Raw genomic sequence first — 20,535 nt, forward strand, 5'->3', positions numbered from 1 at the left:
GGGATGACGACGGTCTCTGCGATGGTCATCGCGTTCTCTCGTTCCCAGTCCGTGCTGCTTCGGGTGACGGTGTTCGGGTGACGGTGTTCGGGTGATGGTGTTCGGGTGATGGTGCATCCGCGCCGTCGGGACACCGGCGGCGACCGCGGACGAGCCACCGCGTTTCGGGTGACCTGTGGAGGGACTACCCCGCACGGGCGCTGATCCCACCCCGGGGGGCGAATATGGGCCACCGGCGGGCGGTGGAGGCCGGCTTCGTGGTTTCTCCGTTGCGCTTCGCGCTGCGGGCGACTGCTCCGGACCGACACCAGGCGGGTGAGCTGGCCTGATCCAGGCCGATCGGGCGGGAATTGTACCTGCCGCTCATGGTGGCGATCGACCGCCGAGCTCCGGCGGCGGGCGTCCGGTGCCGCGAACTATCGCTCACAGTAGCGATAGGGTGCACGAAGTCAACTCGTCCGTTCTTCGCCGCATCCTGGTTGGTGCGGTTGGCCTGCGCAAGGCCTACACTCGCCGAGAACGCTCGTGAAGAATTTCACGAGCACACAGGTAGAGGGCCCCCGGTGGGGTGCCCCCGGGACGAGTGGTCTAGCAGATCCGGAGCAATTCGTGACCATGGCGAGGACAAGGGCTGATGGTGCGGCCGGCCGGTCGAAGGCCGACGCCGGCGTCATCGTGGTCGGCGCGGGTCCCGGTGGCTCCTCGGCCGCCTACCACCTCGCCAGCGCCGGGCTCGACGTGCTCCTGTTGGAGAAGACGACCTTCCCCCGCGAGAAGGTCTGTGGCGACGGGCTGACCCCGCGGGCCGTCCGCAGTCTCGTGGACATGGGTGTCGACACCTCGCCCGTGGCCGGATGGGCCCGTAACCGGGGGCTTCGCATCATAGGCGGCGGCGTCCGCCTGGAGCTGCCCTGGCCGGAGCTGGCGAGCTGGCCCGACTATGGCCTGGTCCGTCCGCGGCTTGACTTCGACGACCTGCTGGCCCGCCACGCGGTGAAGGTCGGTGCCCGGCTGCACGAGGGGACCGCCGTGACCGGTCCGCTGCTCGACGAGCGCACCGGACGGGTCGTCGGCGTGCACGCCAGGACCGGCACCGACCGGGCACCTGTGACGTTCCGGGCGCCATTGGTCGTCGCGGCGGACGGTAACAGCGCCCGCATCGCGCTCGCCCTCGGTATCCGCCGCCGGGAGGACCGGCCGCTCGGGGTCGCGGTCCGCCGCTACTACCGCAGCCCCCGCACGCACGACGACTTCCTCGAGTCCCATCTGGAGCTGTGGGAGGGCAGGCCGCGCGAGAGCCGGCTGCTGCCCGGCTACGGCTGGATCTTCGGGGTCGGTAACGGCACGAGCAACGTGGGCCTCGGCCTGCTGAACACCACGGACGCCTTCCAGAACACCGACTACCGGGACCTGCTGCGCCGCTGGCTCGCCGCATTGCCGCCGGAGTGGGGATACACCGAGGAGAACGCCACCGGCCCGGTGCGTGGCAGCGCCCTGCCGATGGGCTTCAACCGGACCCCCCATTACCGCGACGGCGTGCTGCTGGTCGGTGACGCAGGCGGGATGGTGAATCCCTTCAACGGGGAGGGCATCGCCTACGCGCTCGAATCCGGTCGGTACGCCGCCGAGATTGCTGTGCAGGCCCTCGCCCGCCCGGATGGTCCGGCGCGGGAGCGGGCGCTCGGCCAGTACCCGGAACTCATGCGGGCCCGGTACGGGGGCTATTACACCCTGGGCCGGTTCTTCGTCCAGCTCATCGGCAATCCGACGATTATGGCGTTCGGTACCCGCTACGGGCTGCCGAGACCGGTCCTCATGCGTTTCGTTCTCAAGATCATGGCAAATCTTACCGACCCCCGGGGAGGGGATGCGATGGACCGACTGATCAACGCGATGACCCGGCTCGCTCCCGCGGCCTGACGTGTCCGAAATGGCCACTGGTTCCGCGGGCCGAGTCCGGACCGTTCGCGGTCCGTTCACCGGCGAGCCGTTTCACCCCAACGTCCGGTAACAAACTCTCGAAGGAGAGGAGTTCGGCATGCTCTCGAACTATGTGCCGATCCTCGTTCTGCTCGTGATCGCGGCCCTGTTCGCAGTTGGTTCGGTCGCGGCCGGTGCGCTGATCGGCCCGCGCCGGTTCAACCGTGCGAAGATCGACGCATACGAGTGCGGGATCGAACCCTCCCCGGCCCCGGCCGGGCCGCAGCGTTTCCCGGTGAAGTACTACAACACCGCGATGCTCTTCATCGTCTTCGACATCGAGATTATCTTCCTCTTCCCCTGGGCGGTAGCGTTCGACAGCCTGGCGGTATTCGGTCTCGGCGCGATGGCGTTGTTCATGGCGACCATTTTCGTCGCGTACGCCTACGAGTGGCGGCGTGGAGGTCTGGAATGGGACTAGAGGAGAAGCTGCCGGGCGGTGTGCTTCTTGCCAGCGTCGAGAAGCTCGCCAACTGGTCACGGCGCTCGTCGCTGTGGCCGGCGACCTTCGGGTTGGCCTGCTGCGCGATCGAGATGATGTCGACGGGAGCCGGCCGCTACGACCTGTCCCGATTCGGCATGGAGGTCTTCCGGGCCAGCCCGCGCCAGGCCGATCTCATGATCGTCGCCGGCCGGGTGAGTCAGAAGATGGCGCCGGTGCTGCGGCAGATCTACGACCAGATGCCCGAGCCCAAGTGGGTGCTGTCGATGGGTGTCTGCGCCAGCAGCGGCGGCATGTTCAACAACTACGCGATCGTGCAGGGCGTGGACCATATCGTCCCGGTCGACATGTACCTCCCCGGCTGCCCACCGCGGCCGGAGATGCTCATGGACGCCATCATCAAGCTGCACGAGAAGATCCTCGCCGGCCCGATCTCCGGCCGGATCGAGCACACGAAGATCGGTTCCTCGCCGTATCCGAAACCCATCGAGGTGGCCACCGCCCGGGCCGGTCTGCCGGCGGGCGCATTCGGCACCCGGACCCTCTCGGTGAACGACCGCAAGCGCTTCTCGATCCCGGCCGGGGCGCCGGCGCCGACGGGTAGCGGGGCGGTCGAACCCGCCCTGGACACCCGCCGGCCCGCTGCCCTCGCGCCGCCCTCGGTGTTCGGGCGCGCCAAGCGGCTACCGGTCGACCCCAAGCCGAGTGACGAGGCCCGGGCGCACGGGCTCGGCCCGACCACCGAGAGCATCGGCGACGTCGACGACCCGGATCGGGGGATCTAGGCAGTGAGTGACGAGAGCACAGCCCCCGCCGACCTGGTACCGGGCGCCGCCGGCGTGCCCGGCGGCCCGGGTGGGCGGCGCCGGGACGCGTTCGGCGCCGGTGACAGCGGTGACACCTCCGGGTTCGGCGGGCTTGTGACGCCCGTTCCGGCCCTGAGCTCCACCGCCCGCCCGTTCGGTGACGCCGACGCCGACGCCGTCTACGACGCGCTCGAACGTGCCTTCCCCCAGCTCGGCGACGCCGTCGAACGGGTGGTGGTGGATCGCGGGGAGCTGACCGTCCACGTGCGCCGGGAGAGCCTCGCCGCCGTCGGGCAGACCCTGCGTGACGACCCCGACCTGCGGTTCGAGCTGCTGTCCTCGCTGTCTGGCGTGGACTACCCGGACGACGTCACCGGCCGTCGCCTGCACTCGGTGGTCCACCTGACCTCGATGACGCACCGTCGCCGGGTCCGGGTCGAGGTGTCCGTCACCGACGCCGATCCCACCGTGCCGAGCCTGACCTCGGTGTGGCCCACCGCGGACTGGCACGAGCGCGAGACCTACGACATGTTCGGCATCGTCTACACGGGTCATCCGGGCCTGACCCGAATCATGATGCCGGACGACTGGATCGGGCACCCGCAGCGCAAGGACTACCCGCTGGGGGGCATCCCCGTCGACTACAAGGGTGCCACGATCCCGCCGCCGGACGAGCGCCGGAGCTACTCGTGACCCCGCGTCCGGCCCTGGCCAGCCGGCGACACCGCCAAGGCGACATCCCACGAGGCGACATCCGAGGTTCGCTATGACGCCCAACACGTCGACTTCCGCCACCACGGACGATCTGACCACCGGGGCCCCTAACGGCACCGGGGCCCCCAACGGCGCGAACGGCGTCGGCTACCCGACCGGGACCGTCGGCGGACCCGGGGAGCATCCGGCCTACGAGGCCGGCTTCACCGAGTCGGCGAGTGGGCGGGTCTACACCGTCACCGGCAGCGACTGGGAGCAGATCCTCGGCGTCGGCGAGGAGGAGAACGAGCGGATCGTCGTCAACATGGGGCCGCAGCACCCGTCGACCCACGGGGTGCTCCGCCTGGTCCTGGAGATCGAGGGCGAGACGGTCACCGAGACCCGCATCGTCATCGGCTACCTGCACACCGGCATCGAGAAGAGCTGTGAGTACCGCACCTGGACTCAGGCGGTTACCTTCCTCACCCGGGCGGACTACCTCTCGCCGCTGTTCAACGAGGCGGCCTACTGCCTGTCGGTGGAGAAGCTGCTGGGCATCACCGAGCAGGTACCCGAGCGGGCCACGGTGATCCGGGTGATGGTGATGGAGCTCCAGCGGATCGCCTCGCACCTGGTGTGGCTCGCGACCGGCGGCATGGAGCTCGGCGCCACCACCGCCATGATCTTCGGTTTCCGGGAGCGGGAGAAGGTCCTCGACCTGCTCGAGCTCATCACCGGGCTACGGATGAACCACGCCTACATCCGGCCCGGGGGCCTCGCCCAGGATCTCCCCGACGGCGCCGAGCGGGCCATCCGGGCGTTCCTCGCCGACATGCCGAAGCGGATCAGGGAGTATCACGCGCTGCTCACCGGCCAGCCGGTCTGGAAGGCTCGGATGGTCGACGTCAACGTTCTCGACGCGGCCGGCTGCATCGCGCTGGGGACCACGGGCCCGGTGCTGCGCGCCGCGGGCCTGCCGTGGGACCTGCGCAAGACCATGCCCTACTGCGGCTACGAAACCTACGAGTTCGACGTGCCGACCGCGCTGGAGGGCGACTCCTTCGCCCGCTACCTGGTGCGGCTGGAGGAGATGGGCGAGTCGCTCAAGATCGTTGAGCAGTGTCTGGACCGGCTGCGTCCCGGCCCGGTCATGGTCGCCGACAAGAAGATCGCCTGGCCGTCCCAGCTGTCTGTCGGGTCCGACGGGACGGGTAACTCACTCGCGTACATCCGGAATATCATGGGGACTTCGATGGAGGCCCTGATCCATCACTTCAAGCTGGTGACCGAGGGGTTCCGCGTCCCGGCCGGTCAGGTCTACACCCAGATCGAGTCGCCGCGCGGCGAGCTCGGCTACCACGTGGTCAGCGACGGCGGCACGAGACCTTTCCGCGTCCACGTGCGGGATCCAAGCTTCGTCAACCTGCAGGCCGTCCCGGCGCTGACCGAGGGCGGCCAGGTGGCGGACGTGATCGTCGGGGTCGCCTCGGTCGACCCGGTACTCGGGGGAGTTGATCGTTGATGGCGTTCTCGCCGGAGACCCAGGCGGCCGCTCAGGAGATCATCGCCAGGTATCCAGCCGGCCGATCCCGTTCGGCCCTGCTCCCGCTGCTGCACCTGGTACAGGCCGAGCAGGGGTGCGTGACTGCGCAGGGCATCGCGTTCTGCGCGGACGTGCTGGGCATCACCCGGGCCGAGGCCGGCGCGGTCGCGACCTTCTACACGATGTACAAGCGGCATCCGGTCGGGGACTACCTCGTCTCGGTCTGCACGAATCTGTCGTGCGCGCTGCTCGGTGGCGAGGACGTCTACGAGCGGGTCTCGAAGCTCCTCGGGATCGGCCATGACGAGACGACGCCGGACGGGTCGATCACCCTCGAGCACGCCGAGTGCCTCGCGGCCTGCGACTACGCACCGGTCATGACGGTGAACTACGAGTTCTACGACCAGGTCGACCCCGACTCTGCCCAGGCGATCGTCGAGGACCTGCGGGCGGGGCGGCGGCCGGCGCCGGCCCGTGGCGGTCCGTTGTGCTCGTTCGCCGAGGTCTCCCGCCAGCTTGCCGGGTTCGGCGATCCGCGGCCGGAGGGCGTCGCGGGCCCGGGGGTCGGCGAGCCGTCGGTCGTGGGTCTCCTCGTGGCCGAGGCGGCCGGCTGGAGCGCCGAGCAGGCGCCCGCGCCGCTGGTCACCCACGGTGTGGGGGCCGACGCGGCGGCGCGCCCCGCCTCACCGCCTGCCGGGCCGCCGCCCGCGGTGGTTCCGGCGCCGACGACCCCGGCCTCCTCGGAACGGAAGGGGAGCTGACAATGCCCGTCACCCCGGTCCTCACCCGGCGCTGGAACACGCCGGAGTCGTGGACGATCGAGACCTACACCCGCCTCGACGGCTACACCGCGCTGCGCACCGCCCTCGCGATGGCCCCGGGTGACCTCATCAAGCTGGTGAAGGACTCCGGGCTGCGGGGGCGGGGCGGCGCCGGCTTCCCCACCGGGATGAAGTGGGGCTTCATCCCGCAGGGCGACGGCAGGCCGCACTACCTCGTCATCAACGCCGACGAGGGGGAGCCGGGCACCTGCAAGGACGCGCCGCTGATGATGGCGGACCCGCACTCGCTCATCGAGGGGATCGTCATCGCGGCCTACGCGGTGCGGGCCGGCCGGGCGTTCGTCTACCTGCGCGGCGAACTGATCCACGCGGCCCGTCGGCTGCAGGCCGCCGTGGCCGAGGCCTACCGGGCCGGCTACCTCGGCCGGGACATCCTCGGCAGCGGCTTCGACCTCGACCTCGTCGTGCACTCCGGCGCGGGCGCCTACATCTGCGGCGAGGAGACGGCCCTGCTCGACTCCCTGGAGGGCCGCCGCGGCCAGCCTCGGCTGCGCCCGCCGTTCCCCGCGACGCACGGCCTGTACGCCTCCCCGACGGTGGTCAACAACGTCGAGACGATCGCGTCGGTGCCGTACATCGTGAACTACGGTGTGGACTGGTTCCGGTCGATGGGCCGGGAGCGCTCGCCGGGGCCGAAGATCTACAGCCTGTCCGGGCACGTGACCCGGCCCGGCCAGTACGAGGCCCCGATGGGCACCACCCTGCGGGAGCTGCTCGACCTGGCCGGCGGCGTGCGGGGCGGTCGCGGGCTCAAGGCGTGGACCCCGGGCGGGTCGTCCACCCCGATGCTGACCGCCGAGCACCTCGACGCGCCGCTCGACTTCGAGGGCATGCAGGAGGCCGGGTCGCTGCTCGGCACGGCCGCACTCATGATCATGGATGACACGGTCGACATGCTCAAGGTCGTCCGCCGGCTCACCCAGTTCTACGCGCACGAGTCGTGCGGCAAGTGCACTCCGTGCCGCGAGGGCACCACCTGGATGGTGCAGATCCTGTCCCGGATGGAACGGGGCCAGGGCGACGCCGAGGACGTGGACACCCTCGTCGACGCCTGCGACAACATCTTCGGCCGGGCGTTCTGCGCGCTGGCCGACGGGGCCACCTCCCCGATCGTCTCGGGGATCAAGTACTTCCGGGACGAGTTCATCCCGGTGAGTGCGGTGACCACGAAGCCGAACCCCACCCCGGGAGACGCCACGGCCGGCGACGGCTCGCCCGCGTCCGCCCCGGGTGCCTACGCGGGAGCGCACTGACCATCATGACCGTCGCCCCATCCAGGCCTCGCGCCTCCGAGCCGGCCCAGCCGGTCGCATCCGACCTCATCACCCTCACCATCGACGGGCTGTCGGTGAGCGTGCCCAAGGGCACCCTCATCATCCGCGCGGCCGAGCTGCTCGGCATCGAGATCCCGCGGTTCTGCGACCATCCGCTCCTCGACCCCGTCGGAGCCTGCCGGCAGTGCATCGTCGAGGTGGAGGGCCAGCGCAAGCCGGTCGCCTCCTGCACCACGACGGTGGCCGCCGACATGGTCGTGAAGACCCAGCTAACCTCGCCGGTCGCCCGCAAGGCCCAGGCCGGCACGCTCGAGTTCCTGCTCCTCAACCATCCGCTTGACTGCCCGATCTGCGACAAGGGCGGCGAGTGCCCGCTGCAGAACCAGTCGATGGCAAACGGCGGTGCGGTCTCCCGGTTCAAGGAGACCAAGCGGGTGTACCCGAAGCCGCTGGCGATCTCCACCGAGATCCTGCTGGACCGGGAGCGCTGCGTGCTGTGCGCCCGCTGCACCCGGTTCTCCGCCCAGATCGCCGGTGACCCGTTTATCGAGCTGTTCGAGCGAGGCGCCGCCGAGCAGGTCGCGGTGAGCGACGGGCAGCCGTTTTCCTCCTACTTCTCCGGCAACACCGTGCAGATCTGCCCGGTGGGGGCATTGACCAGCGCCGCCTACCGTTTCCGGGCCCGGCCCTTCGACCTGGTCTCCACGCCCACGGCGTGCGAGCACTGCGCGTCGGGATGCTCCCTGCGCACCGACCACCGCCGGGGCAGGGTGACCCGTCGCCTCGCCGGCGACGACCCGGCGGTGAACGAGGAGTGGAACTGCGACAAGGGCCGGTTCGCCTTCACCTACGCGCGCGCGGCCGACCGGCTCACCACCCCGCTGATCCGCGACGACGAGACCGGGCAGCTCGTCCCGGCATCCTGGAGCGAGGCGCTCGAGTACGCCGCGCGTGGACTGGCCGAGTGCCGGGACCGGCGCGGGGTCGGGGTGCTCACCGGCGGGCGGCTGACCCGTGAGGACGCCTACGCCTACGCGAAGTTCACCCGGGTGGCGCTGGCCAGCAACGACGTGGACTTCCGGGCCCGGCCGCACTCCGCCGAGGAGGAGCAGTTCCTCGGGTATGCCGTCGCCGGCACCGGCATCGGCGTCACCTACGCCGATCTCGAGGCCGCCCCGGCCGTGCTCTTGGTGGCCTTCGAGCCGGAGGAGGAGTCGCCCATCGTCTTCCTGCGACTACGTAAGGCCGTGGACAAGCACGGCGCGGCCGTGCACGCGCTCGCACCCCTGGCGAGCCGGGGGCTGACCAAGCTCGCCGGCACTCTCGTGCCGACGCGGCCCGGCGAGGAGGCGGCCGTCCTCGACGCGCTCGCCGCCCCCGACCGGGGCGGGCCGGAAGCACCGACCACGCAGGCCCTGCGGGCGCCGGGGGCGGTGATCCTGGTGGGCGAGCGGGCCGCGGAGTTCCCCGGGGCGCTGTCCGCGGCTGTCCGGCTGGCCGAGGCGACCGGTGCCTCGCTCGCCTGGGTTCCGCGGCGGGCCGGTGACCGCGGCGCGGTCTCGGCCGGGCTGCTTCCCTCGCTGCTGCCCGGCGGCCGCCCGGTCACCGACGCCGCCGGGCGCGCCGAGGTCGAGGAGGTCTGGGGGGGTCCGCTGCCCGGCGCGCCCGGCCGCGACACCGACGGCATCCTGGCCGCCGCCGCGGCCGGGCGGCTCGACGGGGTGATCGTGGCCGGGGTCGACGCGGAGGACCTGCCGAATCCGGCGAGTGCGCTCGCGGCGCTCGCCCGGATGCCGTTCTGCGTCTCGATCGAGCTGCGCCGGTCGTCGATCGCCGAGGTCGCGGACGTGGTGCTGCCCATCGCCCCGGTGGCGGAGAAGGCCGGCTCGTTCGTCGACTGGGAGGGCCGGCTGCGACCGTTCCAGCGGGCCCTGGACACCCCGGCCCTGCCGGACGTCCGGGTGCTGCACCTGCTCGCCGCCGAGATGGGCCTCGACCTCGGCTTGCCCGACGCCGGCGCGGCCGCCCGCGAGCTGCGCGCCCTGGGCCGGGCCGGCGACGGTGTGAGCCGGGTGCCCGCCCCGTCGGAGCCGATCGCCGAGCCGCCCGTCGCGGGGGCGGGTGAGGCGGTGCTCGCGACCTGGCACCAGCTCGTCGACGACGGCGCCCTGCAGGCCGATGAGCCCTACCTGGCGGGCACCGCGCGCCCGGCGGTGGCCCACCTGTCCGCCGCGACCGCCGCCGAGATCGGCGCCGTGGCCGGGGGGCGGGTAACCGTCACGACCCCCCGCGGCTCGATCACCCTGCCCGTCGAGGTCACGGCGATGCCCGACCGGGTGGTCTGGGTGCCGACCCACTCGCCGGGCTCGCACGTGCGCCGGGCGCTTGCCGGGCACGCCGGGGTCCTCGTCCGGGTGGGCGCCGCCGGGACGAGCACCCCCGCCGAGGACGATCCCCCTGCCGGGGACGGCACCCCCGCCGAGGACGACACTCCCGGAGGCCGCGCATGAGCGCCACCCCGCCCACGCTCGTCTGGGCCGCGGCCGCGGATCCGGACCTGCACGCGTTCGCCGACGACCCGTTCTGGCTGATCCTGCTCAAGGCCGTCGCGGTGTTCGCCTTCCTGCTGCTGATGACGCTGTTCGCGATCGTGTTCGAGCGCAAGGTCGTCGCGAAGATGCAGCAGCGGGTCGGCCCGAACCGCCACGGCCCGAGGGGCTGGCTGCAGAGCCTCGCCGACGGCGCCAAGCTGATGCTCAAGGAAGACCTCATCCCGGTACTCGCCGACAAGCCGATCTTCATCCTGGCGCCGATTGTCTCCGCGGTGCCCGCGTTCCTCGCCTTCGCGGTGATCCCCTTCGGTCCGGAGGTCTCGATCCTCGGGGAGCGGACCACGCTGCAACTGGCGGACCTGCCGGTGAGCGTGCTCTACCTGCTGGCGGCCGCCTCCCTCGGTGTCTACGGGCTCATCCTGTCGGGCTGGTCGAGCGGGTCCACCTACCCGCTGCTCGGCTCGCTGCGTTCGGCCGCGCAGATCATCTCCTACGAGGTCGCGATGGGGCTCGCGTTCGTCGCGGTGTTCATCTACGCCGGCACGCTGTCGACCTCCGGCATCGTGGCGAGCCAGTCGGGTCGCTGGTACATCGTGCTGGTGCCGTCGTTCGTCCTGTACTGCATCTCGATGGTCGGCGAGACGAACCGGACCCCCTTCGACCTCCCCGAGGCCGAGGGCGAACTGGTCGGCGGGTTCCACACCGAGTACAGCTCCATCAAGTTCGCGTTCTTCTTCCTGGCCGAGTACATCAACATGGTCACCGTCTCGGCGATCGCGACGACCTTGTTCCTCGGGGGCTGGCAGCCTCCGCCCATCCCCGGCCTGTCCGGTCTGAACTCCGGCTGGATTCCGCTGATCTGGTTCGTCCTCAAGCTGCTGGCGTTCCTGTTCTTCTTCATCTGGCTGCGCGGGACGCTGCCGCGGCTGCGGTACGACCAGTTCATGAGCTTCGGCTGGAAGGTGCTCATCCCGGTCGGTCTGGTCTGGGTGCTGGCCGTCGCGACCTTCCGCGTCTACCAGAAGCACGTGGACGACCGCACGCCCTGGCTCGTCGGGTTCGGCGTGGTCGTCGGCATCCTGCTGATCGTCGCGCTCATTGATCCCGGCGGCGCGAGGCACCAGCGGGAGCTGGAGGAGGCCGAGCAGCGCAAGTTGGCCGAGGCGCCGAGCCTCGACCGCATCCCGTGGCCGCCCCCACCGCCGGCCGGTGGACGGGGCCGTCCGGCGGTGTCCGCCGGTGCCTCGGCCAACGGGTCGTCCACTGTCATCCCCGCGGACCCCGGTCCGCGTTAGGAGCGTTGAGTCATGGGGATCCTCGACCCGTACAAGGGGTTCGGCGTCACCTTCGGGACGATGTTCAAGAAGCCGACGACCGAGCAGTACCCGGAGGAAAAAAAGGAGACCGCCCCGCGTTTCCACGGCCGTCACCAGCTCAACCGGCATCCCGACGGCCTGGAGAAGTGCGTCGGGTGCGAGCTGTGCGCCTGGGCGTGCCCGGCCGATGCGATCTATGTCGAGGGCGCGGACAACACCGAGGCTGAGCGGTACTCCCCGGGCGAGCGGTACGGCCGCGTCTACCAGATCAACTACCTGCGGTGCATCCTGTGCGGGCTGTGCATCGAGGCCTGCCCCACCCGGGCGCTGACGATGTCCAACGACTACGAGCTCGCCGACGACAGCCGACAGGATCTGATCTTCACCAAGGAACAGCTGCTCGCTCCGCTGCGCGAGGGTATGGAGGCGCCGCCGCATCCGATGCGGCTCGGCTCCAGCGAGACCGACTACTACACCCGCGCCCCCGACGCCCCGCTGCCCTGGCAGGTCTCGGAGCAGGAGCAGGCCGCGGGGCAGGCCGCGGAGCGGGAGGCAGCAGACGTCATCGCCCGGCGGACGGCGGGCGAGCACTCCCGGGCGGACGAGGTTCCCGCCCACGGCGCCGGTTCGGAGCGACCACGATGAACCACGAGATCCTCGCCGCCGCCGCGGGGGACATCACCAGCACCTCCACCGGTGAGGCCGCGACCTTCTGGATCCTCGCCCCGGTCGCGGTGCTGGCCGCACTCGGCATGGTGATGGTCCGCAGCGCCGTGCACTCGGCGCTGCTGCTGGTGGCCAACCTGTTCTGCGTCGCGGTGTTCTACCTGATCCAGGAGGCACCGTTCCTCGGGTTCGTGCAGATCATCGTCTACGCGGGCGCGATCATGGTGTTGTTCCTGTTCGTGCTGATGCTCGTCGGGGTCGACTCGTCCGACTCGCTGGTGGAGACCATCCGCGGTCAGCGCCTCGGCGCGATCGTCTTCGGCCTCGGCTTCGCGGGCCTGCTGGCCTTCCCGATCGGTTCGGCGATCGACGGCGGGAGCGCCACGGGCTTGTCCGAGGCGAACACCGGCGGCAACGTCCAGGCGATCGGCCGCCTGCTGTTCACCGACTACGTCTTCGTCTTCGAGGCGATCTCGGCGCTGCTTGTCGTCGCCGCGATCGGCACGATGATCCTCGGCCACCGGGAACGCGAAGGCGGCCGGATCAGCCAGCGGGAGTGGATGCGGCGGCGCTTCACCGAGGGCCGTCAGGTCACCCCGCTGCCCGGGCCGGGGGTCTTCGCCCGGCATGACTCCGCCGACACGCTCGGGCTGTTGCCGGGCGGCGGGCGCGCCTCGGGCATCGGGGGCATCCCCGAGACGCCCGGCGAGCCGGGCGGCGGCATCTCCCGGGACGCGAACGGTTCGGCGCCCGTCGGCGCCGGTAAGGGGGACGGTCGATGAACCCCGCGAACTACCTGATCCTCTCCGCGCTACTGTTCACCATCGGCACGGTCGGGGTCCTCGTCCGGCGCAACGCGATCGTCGTGTTCATGTCGGTGGAGCTCATGCTCAACGCCGCGAACCTGACCCTGGTCACGTTCTCCCGCATTCACGGGACCCTCGACGGGCAGATCATGGCCTTCTTCGTCATGGTCGTCGCCGCGGCCGAGGTCGTCATCGGCCTGGCCATCATCCTCAGCATCTTCCGAACCCGTCACTCGGCGTCGGTGGATGACGTGAACCTGCTGAAGTACTAGCTCCCAGCCAAGCACGAGTACGAGCGCGAACACCAGATCTTGACCAGCATTCCCACCGCGGACCGGGTCGGGTGGACTCTCCGGTCCGCTCCCGCCGCCGGAACGCGGCTGCGACCGGCCGTCGGCCACGGAAGAACGGACGACACTGCAGTGACGCATTATCGCCAATGGCATCCGCGGCGGAGTCGCGATGAACGCTGACCCGCTTCTGCTCGCCGCCGCCGAACATGGCGGCAGCAAGATCCATTATGCGGCCGCGTCGGGGGTCTTCTCGCTGACCTGGCTGCTCATCGCGCTTCCGTTGGCCGGAGCCGCGGTGCTGTTGCTCGGCGGCCGGCGGACCGATGGGTTCGGGCATCTGCTCGGCACACTGACCTCCGCCGCCAGCTTCGTGATCGGTCTGGTGCTGTTCGCCGGCCTGCTCGACCGCCCCGGTGACGACCGGGCGCTGTCCCAGCAGCTGTACTCCTGGATTCCGGTCAACGGTTTCCAGGTGGACGTCGGTCTGCTGGTCGACCAGCTTTCGGTCGTCTTTGTGCTGCTGATCACTGGGGTCGGGACGCTGATCCACATCTACTCGATCGGCTACATGGCGCACGACCCGGCCCGGCGGAAGTTCTTCGCCTACATGAACCTCTTCCTGGCGTCGATGCTGCTGCTCGTCCTGGGCGACAACTTCCTGTCGCTCTACGCCGGCTGGGAGCTGGTCGGGCTGTCGTCCTTCCTGCTCATCAAGTTCTGGGAGTACAAGCCGGCCGCCGCCACCGCGGCGAACAAGGCCTTCTACATGAACCGGGTCGGGGACGTCGGGCTGGTGCTCGCGATCATGTTCATGTTCGCCACCGTCGGGTCGACGAGCTACGCCGACGTGTTCGGCTCGGCCGCCGCGGGCGTCATCGGTTACGGCACGATCACCGCGATCGCGCTGCTGCTCCTGCTCGGCGCGTGCGGCAAGTCCGGTCAGTTCCCACTGCAGGCCTGGCTGCCGGACGCCATGGAGGGCCCGACCCCGATCTCCGCGCTCATCCATGCGGCGACCATGGTCACCGCCGGGGTCTACCTCATCGTGCGGGCCGGGCCGATCTTCAACGAGACGCAGGCCGCTCGCACCGTCGTAGTGATCATCGGGGCGGTCACGATCCTGATTGGCTGCGTCATCGGCTGCGCCTACGACGACATCAAGAAGGTGCTGGCCTACTCGACGGTCAGCCAGATCGGGTACATGTTCCTCGCGGTGGGGCTGGGACCGGCCGGCTACGCGATCGGCATCATGCACCTGCTCGCCCACGGCTTCTTCAAGGCCGGCCTGTTCCTCGGATCCGGCTCGGTGATCCACGCGATGCACGACGACCAGGACATGCGCCACTACGGCGGGCTCTGGCGGTACATGCCCATCACCTGGGTGACCTTCGGTTTTGGCTACCTGGCGATCATCGGGTTCCCCGGGTTCTCCGGCTTCTTCACCAAGGACCGGATCATCGAGACCGCCTTCGACAAGGGTGGGACATCGGGATACCTGCTCGGCTCGATCGCGCTGCTGGGCGCGGGCATCACCGCCTTCTACATGTCCCGGCTGTTCCTGATGACCTTCCACGGCAGGCCGCGCTGGACGACGGAGGGCGAGCACGCCCGGCATCCGCACGAGTCCCCGGTGTCGATGACCGGGCCGATGATCGTGTTGGCCGTCGGCTCGGTCCTCGCCGGTGGCCTGTTCGTCCTCGGCCACTCGTTGCAGGACTGGCTCGAACCGGTCGCCGGGACGCACGTCGAGGGCGTCCACACCTTCTCGCCGCTCGTCCTCACCCTGCTCACACTGGTGGTCACCGTCGGCGGCTTCGCCGGCGCCTATGTGCGCTACCAGCTGCGCCCGGTCGAGGCGACGGCCCCGCCAGACTCCAAGGTCACCCTGGTCACCGTCGCCGCCCGTCACGACCTGTTCGCGAACACCTTCAACGAGACCGTCGCGATGCGGCCTGGCCAGTACCTGACCCGTTTCCTGGTCTGGCTGGACCTCGTCGGCGTCGACGGGCTCGTGCGGAGCAGCGCCGCCGCCATCGGCGGCCTGTCGGGGCGGATGCGCCGCCTCCAGACCGGCTTCGTCCGGTCCTACGCTCTGTCGATGTTGGGAGGTGCCGTCCTCGTGGTCGGCGCGCTGCTGCTGGTGAGGGCGGGCTGACATGCACACAGTCCCCTGGTTGACGATCATGCTGATCGTCCCGGCCGCGGGTGCGGTGATCGTCGCCGCTCTGCCCCGCCGGCTGTCGACCCTCGCCAAGCAGCTCACCCTCGGGCTCTCGCTGGCGGTCCTGGTGCTCGCGGTCCTTGCGACTGCTGCCTACGACCCGAACAAGGCCGGCTTCCAGTTCGGCCAGTCCTACGACTGGATCAAAACCTTCGGCATCTCCTACTCGGTGGGAGCCGACGGCATCTCGCTGGTGCTGATCCTGCTGGCCGCGCTGCTGGTGCCGGTCGTGGTCCTGGCGTCCTGGGACGAGGCAGACGCGGATGGCGGGACGACCGGCGCGACGGACCCGACCGGCGCGGCCGCCGTCGGGGCGGACGGCTCCGGGCCCGGAGCCGGGACGCGGAGCAGGCGGTCGGTCCCGGCGTTCTTCGCGCTGTTGCTGGCGCTGGAGGCTGGGATGATCGGCGTGTTCGCCGCCACCGACGTCTTCCTCTTCTACGTCTTCTTCGAGGCGATGCTCATCCCGATGTACTTCCTCATCGGGAGCTACGGCCCGGTCAGGGAGCAAGCGCAGCGCTCCTACGCGGCGGTCAAGTTCCTGCTCTACAGCCTCTTCGGTGGTTTGCTGATGCTCGCCGCCGTGATCGGGCTGTACGTCGTCTCCGCCGACAACCTCGGCAGCGGAACCTTCGACTTCGCCACCCTGCGGCAGATGGACATCACCCCCGAGGCGCAGAAGTTGCTGTTCCTCGGCTTCTTCCTGGCGTTCGCCATCAAGGCCCCGCTGTTCCCGTTCCACACCTGGCTGCCCGACGCCGGCGCGCAGTCGCCCACCGGCGGCGCGGTGCTGCTGGTCGGGGTGCTGGACAAGGTGGGCACGTTCGGACTGATCCGGTACTGCATCCCGCTGTTCCCCGACGCGGCCGACTACTTCGCCCCGCTGGTGCTGGGGCTGGCGGTGACCGGCATCTTCTACGGTGCCCTGCTCGCCATCGGGCAGCGGGACATGAAACGGCTGGTCGCCTACACCTCGCTGGCCCACTTCGGCTTCATCGCGCTGGGCACCTTCGCCTTCACTTCCCAGGCGGGCAGCGGCGCGGTGCTCTACATGGTCAACCACGGCCTGTCCACCGGCCTGCTTTTCATGGTCGTGGGCTTCCTGGTGGCGCGCCGCGGCACCCGTGACGTCGGCGCTTACGGTGGTCTGGCCAGGGTGACGCCGGTGCTCGCCGGGGTGTTCCTCGTCGCCGGACTGTCGTCGTTGGCGTTGCCCGGGACGAACAGCTTCGTCAGCGAGTTCCTGGTGCTGATGGGGACGTTCACCCGGAACAAGCCGCTGGCGATCGTCGCGACCACCGGCATCGTGCTGGCCGCGATCTACATCCTGTACCTCTACCAGCGGACGATGACCGGGCCGGTGGTGCACGAGGAGAACAAGGTCCTGGTCGACCTCAGCCTGCGCGAGAAGCTCGTCGTTGCCCCGATGGTCGCGCTCATCGTCGCGCTCGGGGTCTACCCCAAGCCGCTGCTCGACATCATCACGCCGACGGTGACGGCGACCTATGCCGATATCGGCAAGTCTGACCCGGCTCCGACGCACTCGGTGACCGCGGAGTCCGGAGGCCACTCGTGAGCGCCACACCCGACCTTCTCCTGGCGCAGGAATCGAACCCGATGATCATGCCGCCGTCGATCGAGTACTCCTCGCTCAGCCCGATCCTGATCGTGTTCGGGGTCGCGCTCGTCGGGGTGCTCGTCGACGCCTTCGCCACGATGCGGGCCCGGCGGACCTTCCAGCCGATCCTGGCGGGTGCGGGCTTCGTCGCCGCGCTCGTGGCCGTGGCGGTGCTGCATGGCCGGCAGGCCATCCTCGCCTCCGGTGCGCTGGCGATCGACGCGCCGACCCTGTTCATGCAGGGCACGATCCTGGTCTTCGCCCTGCTGTCGGTGCTGCTAGTGGCCGAACGCCAGCTTGACTCGTCCGGCGGGGCGATCGTGGCCTCGGCCGCGATCACTCCAGGCTCGAAGGGATCGACGGCACAGCAGACCTCGGCAGACGTGCAGACCGAGGCGTATCCGCTGATGGTCTTCTCGGTCACCGGGATGATGCTCTTCGTCGCATCGAACAACCTGCTGGTGATGTTCGTGGCGCTGGAGATCCTCTCGCTGCCGCTGTACCTGCTGGCCGGGCTCGCCCGGCGCCGCCGGCTGCTGTCGCAGGAAGCGGCGATGAAGTACTTCCTGCTCGGGGCGTTCTCCTCGGCCTTCTTCCTCTACGGCGTCGCGTTTGCCTACGGATTTGCCGGCAGCGTGGAGTTCGGGGCGATCGCGGACGCGGTCGGCAACGCCGGTGTGAACGACACCTACCTCTATCTGTCGTTCGCGCTGCTGGCGGTGGGTCTGTTCTTCAAGATCGGCGCCGCGCCGTTCCACTCCTGGACGCCGGACGTCTACCAGGGCTCGCCGACGCCGGTTACCGCGTTCATGGCGGCGGGGACGAAGGTCGCCGCGTTCGGCGCCCTGCTGCGGGTCTTCTACGTCGCCTTCGGGGGGCTGCGCTGGGACTGGCGACCAATCCTGTGGACGATCGCCATCCTCACCATGGTGGTCGGCGCGGTGCTTGCCCTGACCCAGCGCGACATCAAGCGCATGCTGGCCTACTCTGCGATCGCGCACGCCGGGTTCCTGCTGGTGGGCCTTGCCGGCACCAACACCGACGGCCTGCGCGGCTCGATGTTCTACCTGGTGACCTACGGCTTCACGACGATCGCCGCCTTCGCCGTGGTCTCCCTGGTCCGTACCGGCGACGGCGAGGCCGGCGACCTGTCCCAGTGGCGGGGGCTCGGCAGGACCTCGCCTCTGCTGGCCGGGACGTTCTCGTTCCTGCTGCTCGCGCTCGCGGGGATCCCGTTGACGAGCGGGTTCACCGGGAAGTTCGCGGTGTTCCAGGCCGCGATCGCCGGGGACGCCACCCCGCTGGTAGTCGTTGCACTGGTGTGCAGCGCCATCGCCGCCTTCTTCTACGTGCGGGTCATTGTGCTGATGTTCTTCTCCGAGCCGCTCGCCGAGGGTCCGGTGGTGGTGACCCGCCCGACGCTGACCTTCGCCGCGGTCGCCATCGGCACTGTGGCTACTCTTGTACTGGGAGTAGCGCCACAGCCTCTCCTGGACCTCGCGACGACCGCCGCGACGTCCGGCTTCGTACGCTGACGGTGGTATGAGCGCTATCGGGCTGGACGTCGTGGGGATCAGGACCGATCCTGATCTGGAAAAGGCCGTGCGGATGGGTCTTGTCCGGGTGGAGGATCTGCTGCGCGAGTCGGTGCGCAGCGAGTCCGCCTTCGTGACCGAGACCTCCCGCCATCTCGTCGACGCGGGGGGGAAACGTTTCCGTCCGATCGTCGTGCTGCTGGCGGCGCAGTTCGCCGATCCTGAGGCCGACGGGGTGGTGCCGGCGGCGGTGGCGATCGAACTCACCCATCTGTCGACGCTGTACCACGACGACGTGATGGACGAGGCGCCGCGGCGGCGGGGAGCGGCCTCCGCGAACACGCGGTGGACGAACACGGTCGCCATCCTCACCGGGGACTACCTGTTCGCCCGCGCCTCCGACATCACCGCGGACCTCGGCCCGGAGGCGACCCGCATCCTCGCCCGGACGATCGCGACCCTGTGCGAGGGGCAGATCCGGGAGACCGTGGGCCCGGCGCCCGGGCAGGACCCGGTCGAGCACTATCTGCGGGTTATCACGGACAAGACCGCCTCGCTCATCGCGACCTCGGGTCGGCTCGGTGCCATGCTGGCGGGCGCCGACCCGATCATCGTCGACACCCTCGCGACCTTCGGGGAGCTTTTCGGGGTGGCTTTCCAGCTGTCCGACGACATCATCGATGTTGCCTCGGACCCGGTGGACTCGGGCAAGACGCCCGGCACGGATCTGCGGGAGGGGATCCCGACCCTGCCGGTGCTCTACGCGCTGCAGGCCGATGACCGGGCGGCGGGACGGCTCCGGGAGCTCATCACCACCGGATTCGCCCCCGGCGACGGGAACACGGAGGACCGGGTGGGCGAGGCTCTCGATCTGCTGCGCAGCCACGTGGGCATGGCCCGGGCCCGGGCGGAACTCGTCTCCTGGTCGAGCCGGGCGCGGGAATGCCTCGCGCCGTTGCCGGACAATCCGGCGAAGACCGCCCTGGAGTCCCTCGCCGACTTCGTGGTCGACCGCACCGGCTGAGCGCGGCGCGGGACTGCCCGGTCCCGGGACTGCCCGGTCCCGGGACCGCCCGGGCCCGGAAACCCGGAAACCCGGAAACCCGGAAACAAGGCGACCTGGCCGAATCTGGTGAGACCCGGCCAGGTCGGAGGGCGTCCTGGGTCAGTGCCCCGACGTGACCGCCGTCGTGGCGGTGGTTCCGGCCGGGTCGGCGTGGCCCTTCGTGGCACCGGCCTGCGTACCGAAGAATGTCTCGAGCAGCGGAGTGACGTCGATCGGCGTCGGATGGAACGGCAGGGAGCCACCGGCCGAAGTCGGCGTCGGGCTCGTGGAGGGGGTCGGGTCGCCCCACGGCCACGAGTCGGTCGGCGACGGCGACGTCGTGGCCGCGCCGGCGGTGCCCGTCGGACTGGGCGCGATGGTACGCAGGTCGGTGGGGCTCGTGTTGAGTGAGCTGAGCTCGTCCCGCGGCGTCAGTGGCACGATCGGGATCGGCGAGGTGCCGGGGCTCAGGTACGCCTCGCCGGTGGCGTGGGAGGAACCTGATCGCCTGGACGGACTACCCGGGTGGGCGGTCAGGCCGGACTGGCTCGTGCTCGGCGCCAGCAGCGCCTGGGGCGGAGTGGGCAAGGTGGCCTGCGGACGGTCGCGGGAGGCCTGCGTCTGCGAGGAGCCGAAGGCGGCCCCGCCTGTGTACTGGACTCGAGGCGCCTCGCCGCCGTTCGGGCCGGTCGTGGCGCCCGTCGGATCGCCGCCCAGGGCTACGCCGGCGACCAGCGCGGACAGCCCGGCGAGCGAGACGGTTCCCGCCGCGGCGAGCCGCACCCGCCCGCTGCCCCGCCGACTGGCCGGTGCCCGGTGCGCGCCGGGCATCCGGCCGGGGCTCTCGGCGGGCGGGCTCGCCGGATGGATGTCGGCGGGCCGGTGGTTCCCGGTGGGGGAGGT

Annotated in this window: 16 protein-coding genes and 1 pseudogene; 16 read left to right on the plus strand and 1 reads right to left on the minus strand. The window is 70.2% G+C overall.

From position 1 onward, the window contains the following. Positions 1-615: 615 nt before the first annotated feature. The 16 genes from AC08OV_RS15880 to AC08OV_RS15955 all read left to right on the plus strand — a co-directional run bounded on the left by AC08OV_RS15880 (position 616) and on the right by AC08OV_RS15955 (position 19,611). Positions 616-1,920, plus strand: coding sequence for a geranylgeranyl reductase family protein (locus AC08OV_RS15880; protein ID WP_476613173.1), 1,305 nt, complete (start codon positions 616-618; stop codon positions 1,918-1,920). Between the two features lie 118 nt (positions 1,921-2,038). Continuing rightward, positions 2,039-2,401 carry an NADH-quinone oxidoreductase subunit A gene (locus AC08OV_RS15885; protein ID WP_011434998.1) on the plus strand — a complete coding sequence of 121 codons (363 nt, stop codon included), beginning with the start codon at positions 2,039-2,041 and terminating at the stop codon, positions 2,399-2,401. Further along, entirely contained in the window at positions 2,392-3,207 is an 816-nt protein-coding gene (locus AC08OV_RS15890) for a NuoB/complex I 20 kDa subunit family protein (RefSeq protein ID WP_476619872.1), read from the plus strand. Before AC08OV_RS15885 ends, AC08OV_RS15890 begins: the two co-directional genes overlap by 10 nt. A gap of 3 nt (positions 3,208-3,210) precedes the next feature. Beyond that, entirely contained in the window at positions 3,211-3,921 is a 711-nt protein-coding gene (locus AC08OV_RS15895) for an NADH-quinone oxidoreductase subunit C (protein ID WP_462185653.1), read from the plus strand. A gap of 73 nt (positions 3,922-3,994) precedes the next feature. Beyond that, positions 3,995-5,443: an NADH-quinone oxidoreductase subunit D gene (locus AC08OV_RS15900; RefSeq protein ID WP_476613172.1), complete on the plus strand. Its 1,449-nt coding sequence runs from the start codon at positions 3,995-3,997 to the stop codon at positions 5,441-5,443. Beyond that, the gene (gene nuoE, locus AC08OV_RS15905; RefSeq protein WP_476613171.1) at positions 5,443-6,225 is read left to right on the plus strand and encodes an NADH-quinone oxidoreductase subunit NuoE; all 783 of its coding nucleotides are present in this window, start codon (positions 5,443-5,445) and stop codon (positions 6,223-6,225) included. Before AC08OV_RS15900 ends, nuoE begins: the two co-directional genes overlap by 1 nt. Before the next feature lie 2 nt (positions 6,226-6,227). Continuing rightward, positions 6,228-7,559, plus strand: coding sequence for an NADH-quinone oxidoreductase subunit NuoF (gene nuoF / locus AC08OV_RS15910; RefSeq protein ID WP_476601368.1), 1,332 nt, complete (start codon positions 6,228-6,230; stop codon positions 7,557-7,559). A 5-nt stretch (positions 7,560-7,564) separates the two neighbouring features. Continuing rightward, positions 7,565-10,090 (plus strand): NADH-quinone oxidoreductase subunit G, encoded by a 2,526-nt coding sequence (locus AC08OV_RS15915; protein ID WP_476613170.1) that lies wholly within the window; start codon positions 7,565-7,567, stop codon positions 10,088-10,090. Continuing rightward, positions 10,087-11,427: an NADH-quinone oxidoreductase subunit NuoH gene (gene nuoH, locus AC08OV_RS15920; RefSeq protein ID WP_476613169.1), complete on the plus strand. Its 1,341-nt coding sequence runs from the start codon at positions 10,087-10,089 to the stop codon at positions 11,425-11,427. Before AC08OV_RS15915 ends, nuoH begins: the two co-directional genes overlap by 4 nt. Positions 11,428-11,439: 12 nt before the next feature. Continuing rightward, the gene (gene nuoI, locus AC08OV_RS15925; RefSeq protein WP_476613168.1) at positions 11,440-12,093 is read left to right on the plus strand and encodes an NADH-quinone oxidoreductase subunit NuoI; all 654 of its coding nucleotides are present in this window, start codon (positions 11,440-11,442) and stop codon (positions 12,091-12,093) included. Continuing rightward, positions 12,090-12,896: an NADH-quinone oxidoreductase subunit J gene (locus AC08OV_RS15930; RefSeq protein WP_476613167.1), complete on the plus strand. Its 807-nt coding sequence runs from the start codon at positions 12,090-12,092 to the stop codon at positions 12,894-12,896. The genes nuoI and AC08OV_RS15930 overlap by 4 nt, the downstream gene beginning before the upstream one ends. Further along, positions 12,893-13,192: an NADH-quinone oxidoreductase subunit NuoK gene (gene nuoK / locus AC08OV_RS15935; RefSeq protein ID WP_462185661.1), complete on the plus strand. Its 300-nt coding sequence runs from the start codon at positions 12,893-12,895 to the stop codon at positions 13,190-13,192. The genes AC08OV_RS15930 and nuoK overlap by 4 nt, the downstream gene beginning before the upstream one ends. A gap of 190 nt (positions 13,193-13,382) precedes the next feature. Continuing rightward, the gene (gene nuoL, locus AC08OV_RS15940; protein ID WP_462185662.1) at positions 13,383-15,368 is read left to right on the plus strand and encodes an NADH-quinone oxidoreductase subunit L; all 1,986 of its coding nucleotides are present in this window, start codon (positions 13,383-13,385) and stop codon (positions 15,366-15,368) included. 1 nt (position 15,369) lies between these two features. Next, positions 15,370-17,010 (plus strand): NADH-quinone oxidoreductase subunit M, encoded by a 1,641-nt coding sequence (locus tag AC08OV_RS15945; RefSeq protein ID WP_476613166.1) that lies wholly within the window; start codon positions 15,370-15,372, stop codon positions 17,008-17,010. Between the two features lie 41 nt (positions 17,011-17,051). Then, on the plus strand, positions 17,052-18,587 hold the full coding sequence (nuoN, locus tag AC08OV_RS15950; RefSeq protein WP_476613175.1) for an NADH-quinone oxidoreductase subunit NuoN: 1,536 nt from the start codon (positions 17,052-17,054) through the stop codon (positions 18,585-18,587). A gap of 7 nt (positions 18,588-18,594) precedes the next feature. Continuing rightward, positions 18,595-19,611: a polyprenyl synthetase family protein gene (locus AC08OV_RS15955; RefSeq protein WP_476613165.1), complete on the plus strand. Its 1,017-nt coding sequence runs from the start codon at positions 18,595-18,597 to the stop codon at positions 19,609-19,611. A gap of 141 nt (positions 19,612-19,752) precedes the next feature. On the opposite strand, the pseudogene AC08OV_RS15960 reads toward AC08OV_RS15955, so the two are convergent. After that, positions 19,753-20,535, minus strand: a pseudogene (locus AC08OV_RS15960) (hypothetical protein); the annotation flags it as partial.

The sequence above is a fragment of the Frankia sp. CeTa3Moorea genome (assembly GCF_978021225.1).